A 4,568-nucleotide genomic window follows, 5' to 3' on the forward strand; every position below is an offset into this window, starting at 1 on the left:
GGGCTGGACAGGTACTCCTGCACCTTCTGCGTGGACTCGGCGTCGTCGAACGCGGCGACGATCTCGCCGCCACCGGTCACGACGTCTCCGCCGGACTCGCCACCGAATGCCGGCGTCAGGAACGCCCAGATGTCGCCGTCCTCAGCCACGGTTCCGTCTGCGGCGGTGATGAAGCCGTCGTAGAAGGATGCCTGGTGGTGCAGCACGCAGTCACCGGCCACGAGCGCCGTTGCCGGGTCGCCGAACGGCGTCGTCACGATCGACTTGACGTCGCCGTATCCGGCGTTGACGTACGTCGGGTCGAGGGCGATCTTCGCGAATTCGTCGAACGCAGACTTGATGGCGGGGTCGGTGAAGGGAACCTCGTTCTTCACCCACTGGTCGTAGACCTCGGTGCCCGACTGACGCAGCACGATGTCTTCGATCCAGTCCGTGCCCGGCCAGCCGGTCGCGGCATCCGAGCCGAAGCCGATGCACCACGGCGGCTTGCCCGTGTCGGCCTGGATCGTCTTGGTGAGGTCGATGAGACCGTCCCACGTGGTCGGGATCTCCCAGCCCTTCTCCGCGAAGAGCGCCGGCGAGTACCAGATCCAGCCCTTGACGCTCGCCATCAGGGGCGCTCCGTACAGAGTGTCGTCGGCGGTGGCATAGCCGGCCCAGTCCTTGGTCCAGTACTCGGCGACGTTGTCGGCGACGGCCTTCGGTGCGGGCTTCAGATATCCGCGCGTAGCCATGTCGGCCATCAGGCCGGGCTGCGGGAAGATCGCGATGTCGGGCGGCGTGCCACCCTGAGCGCGCACGGCGATCTGCGCCTCGAACTCCTTGGTCCCCTCGTACTTGATGTCGATGTCGTTCTCTTTTTCCCAGTCCGCCCAGGACTGCTCGAGCAGTTCCTGTTCGGTGTCCACGATGGTGCCGTAGACGGTGACGACGTTGTCGTCCTCGCCTCCACCGGTGTTGGTCGCGCCAGGACCGCCGGAGCATGCTGCGAGCGCGAACCCGGCGATGCTGAGAGTCGCGACCGAGATGAGGATTCTTCCTCGCCTCTGTGTCTTCATGTGTCCTCCTCGTTGAGTGGTGCAGGGACGTTCATCCCACAAAGCGCCCACGGTGGATTGCGGAACCGCTTCCACACCCACGCTAGGCGATGCCGGCGGCACGGCACAATCATTGGATAATCACAAATGTGTAACCGCTCCCACGCTGCTATTGCCCCGAGTCGGGCAGCACGTACACTCTGGAAGCGGTTCCAGAATTCGCCCCACAAGGGTGGAAGGCCCCGGGTTCGCTCAGAGAGGAGTGACGGTGGCAGGCATTGCCGAGGTAGCTCGTGCCGCCGGCGTCTCCAAGGCGACCGCGAGCCGGGCGATCACCGGGAGCGGCTATGTGTCGCACGAGACCCGAACGCGCGTGCTCGAGGCTGCATCAGCCCTCGGCTACGCACCTTCGACCAGTGCAGTCAGCCTCGCCACGGGCCGCACGCAGAACATCGGCGTCATCCTTCCGTACGTCGACCGCTGGTTCTTCGCCGAAGTCCTCGAGGGGATCCAGGACTCGCTGCTGCGCGAAGGGTACGACCTCACGCTCTACGAGGCCCGACCGGGGACGCCGGGGCGCAAGCGCGTCTTCGAGGACTTCCTCGCACGCAAGACGTTCGACGGTCTGATCGCCATCGGCCTCGAGCCGGACGACCACGAACTCGATCGCCTGGTCGCGATCGGCCGCCCGGTGGTGAGCGTCGTCGGAGACGCGGGGCCGACGACCAGCCTCGTCACGCTCGATGATCAGCATGCAGCGCGTCGGGCGACCGAGCATCTGCTCGAACTCGGGCACACCCGCGTCGCCTTTCTGGGCGGAGGCGGCACGCACTGGGCCCACGTTGATCACGACCGGCTGCTCGGCTATCACGCGACCATGCTCGAGGTGGGGCTCGCCCCCTGGCACGTGCGGTCGCCGGTGACGCTGCCCGGCGGCTACGCGGCTGCCGCGGATCTGCTCGGCGACGTCCGCGCGCGCCCGACCGGAATCGTCGGCACCTGCGACGAGGTCGCCATCGGCGCCGTCATCGCAGCGCGACGACTCGGCATCTCGGTGCCCAGTTCTCTCAGCGTCGTCGGCATCGACAATCACGAGTACGCCGAGATGTTCTCGCTGACCACACTCGAGCAGCGTCCGCAGGAGCAGGGGGCGAAGGCCGCCGAGCTCCTGCTCACGCAGCTTCGTTCGCCTGGGGCCGCGCCGGTCCAGCTGCACCTGCAGGCGACGCTCATCATGCGCAACTCCACCGCTCCCCCGCTCGGAGTGGCTTCGGCATCCGTGTCGTAGACGCACGAAAGCCCCGGGACGGGTCCCGGGGCTTTCGCGATGATCGCCAATGGCGATCGGTGACTACTTGAGGGTGACGGTCGCGCCGGCCTCTTCGAGAGCAGCCTTGCCCTTTTCGGCAGCCTCCTTGGAGACACCCTCCAGGACAGCCTTGGGGGCACCATCGACGACGGCCTTGGCCTCGCCCAGGCCGAGCGAGGTGAGCTCGCGGACGACCTTGATGACCTGGATCTTCTTCTCGCCAGCGGCCTCGAGCACGACGTCGAATGCCGTCTGCTCCTCGACCTCTTCGGCGGGGGCGGCACCGGCGGCAGCCGGGCCGGCAACGGCGACGGGCGCCGCGGCGGTGACCTCGAAGGTCTCCTCGAACTTCTTCACGAACTCCGACAGCTCGATGAGCGTGAGCTCCTTGAACGCGTCGAGCAGCTCGTCAGTGCTGAGCTTTGCCATGATGATTCTCCTTGATTCGGTTGGTTGTCAGCCGGGCCTTGTCAGGCCGCGGACTCCTGCTTCTCACGCAGCGCGTCGACCGTGCGAACGGCCTTCGACAGCGGAGCGTTGAACAGATAGGCGGCGCCGAACAGCGAGGCCTTCATCGCACCGGCGAGCTTCGCCAGCAGGACTTCACGGCTCTCAAGATCGGCGAGCTTGTTGACCTCTTCTGCGGTCAGGGGGGCGCCATCGAAGTAGCCGCCCTTGATCACCAGAAGAGGGTGTGCCTTGGCAAAGGCACGCAGTCCCTTCGCGACGGCGACCGGGTCACCGTGCACGAACGCGATGGCAGACGGACCCTTGAGTTCGTCGTCCAGCGTCGAGATCCCCGCGTTGTTCGCGGCGATCTTGGTCAGCGTGTTCTTCACCACGGCGTATTCCGCGTCCTGACGAATGCTGTTGCGCAGCTCCTTGAGCTGGGCAACCGTCAGACCGCGGTACTCGGTCAGCAGAACGGCGCTCGAGTCCTCGAAATTCTTCGTGAGCTCGGCGACCGATGCTTCCTTCTGCGCCATGGCCACTCCTTGTGTGAATGAGACGCCCGCGGTGGCGGAACGTCAGCCTCCGGCATCCGCTCACCCGATCTGGCGCCGCAAATGAAAAAGCTCCGGCGCAAGCGCACGGAGCTGAAATCCTGAATTCAGGGGAATCGTTCGTACACCTGCGCGGGTCCCTGCATCTGCAGTGCTTCGATCTCAATGCGCTTGCGCGCACCAGGATGACCGGCGGTCTTTGGCTTCGGACCACATTACCGGATGCCGGATCCCCGGCCAAATCGGCGCTGGTGTCACCACGGCGCGCCGAGCTCGCTGAACGTCCGCCCCTCCCACGCGACGCGCTCAGACCAGGCCTCGATCCCGTGCACAACCCGGAACTGCTCGTCGCCGCGCCGCTCGACGGTGATGTGTTCGGCGCCCACCGTCCGCGGGGGAGGCGATGCCACCACCTGTTCCAGAACACGCGTGAACGCTCCGGTGGCAGCCAGTGGGACGGCGAGCGCGGTCCCCGCGCGTACGTGCGAGACCAGGTCGGCGAGCRGGCCGGTTCGAGCGAACTGGTAGGTGCGGGGAAGGGTCGCGGCGGCGCGATGCACCTGCAGGAGATCGAGCGTGTAGAAGTACAGCGCGTGTCCCCGGCTCCCCCTGAGCAGAACAAATGGCTCATGCCGACACGGTGCCGTCACACTGAGCGCCGCGGCGAGCCGGAGTCCCGACGCGAGCTCGATGATGAGCGACGACGTGTCGTCGGTGTCGATCGCATTGGCGCGGCGAAGATCTGGTTGGATGCTGCGCACATCATGGGGCTCGCGCGCGCCGGCGATCGCGAGGGACGTGGCGAGGGCGTGGGCGAGCGGGTTCGTCACCGCGCCGTCCGCGACCACTCCCCCGTTCGAATCCCGGCGTTTTCCCGCCCAGGCGCTGCGGCGCCAGTACTGCTCGGACCGAGACCACAGGCCCACCGCACCGAGGTGCTCGATCTCACCGAGCTCGCCGGAAGCGACAAGGTCCTGCGCTGCGGCGATGCCGGCGCTCCCGAGCGATTGAAAGCCGACCTGCACCGCGCGTCCTGCCTCGCGGGCCGCGGCGAGCACCGCGTCGTGCTCGGCGACAGCGGTGACCGGCGGCTTCTCGAGCAGGACATGCGCCCCCGCCGCGAGTGCGCGCTCCGCGAGGTCGGCGTGGGTGGGGATGGGGGTGCAGAGGATCGCGACGTCGAGCCCCCCGGCGGCCAGCATCGCGGCGGCATCCGGG

General features: G+C 67.1%; 5 protein-coding genes. 1 reads left to right on the forward strand and 4 read right to left on the reverse strand.

Going from position 1 to position 4,568, the window contains the following annotated elements; translation table 11 throughout:
- The coding region (locus tag AC1DVT_RS18180) for an ABC transporter substrate-binding protein (protein WP_477390560.1) at positions 1-1,058 on the reverse strand (1,058 nt) is incomplete at its 3' end.
- 247 nt (positions 1,059-1,305) lie between these two features.
- Between AC1DVT_RS18180 and AC1DVT_RS18185 the strand changes: the two genes are divergently transcribed.
- Positions 1,306-2,325, forward strand: coding sequence for a LacI family DNA-binding transcriptional regulator (locus tag AC1DVT_RS18185; RefSeq protein WP_477390562.1), 1,020 nt, complete (start codon positions 1,306-1,308; stop codon positions 2,323-2,325).
- A gap of 63 nt (positions 2,326-2,388) precedes the next feature.
- On the opposite strand, the gene rplL is transcribed toward AC1DVT_RS18185, so the two are convergent.
- The 3 genes from rplL to AC1DVT_RS18200 form a co-directional block, all read right to left on the reverse strand.
- A complete protein-coding gene (gene rplL, locus AC1DVT_RS18190; RefSeq protein ID WP_457099131.1) occupies positions 2,389-2,775 on the reverse strand; it encodes a 50S ribosomal protein L7/L12 in 387 nt (128 codons plus the stop codon).
- A gap of 41 nt (positions 2,776-2,816) precedes the next feature.
- On the reverse strand, positions 2,817-3,332 hold the full coding sequence (rplJ, locus tag AC1DVT_RS18195; RefSeq protein ID WP_457099423.1) for a 50S ribosomal protein L10: 516 nt from the start codon (positions 3,330-3,332) through the stop codon (positions 2,817-2,819).
- 272 nt (positions 3,333-3,604) lie between these two features.
- A partial coding sequence (locus tag AC1DVT_RS18200) for a Gfo/Idh/MocA family protein (RefSeq protein WP_477390563.1) occupies positions 3,605-4,568 on the reverse strand: 964 nt, incomplete at its 5' end.

The organism is Microbacterium sp. P2_F9, from assembly GCF_056403635.1.

Coding starts and splice junctions, on each gene's coding strand:
- rplL (WP_457099131.1), bottom strand. CDS start 2,775: ATGGCAAAGCTCAGCACTGACGAGCTGCTCGACGCGTTCAAGGAGCTC.
- rplJ (WP_457099423.1), bottom strand. CDS start 3,332: ATGGCGCAGAAGGAAGCATCGGTCGCCGAGCTCACGAAGAATTTCGAG.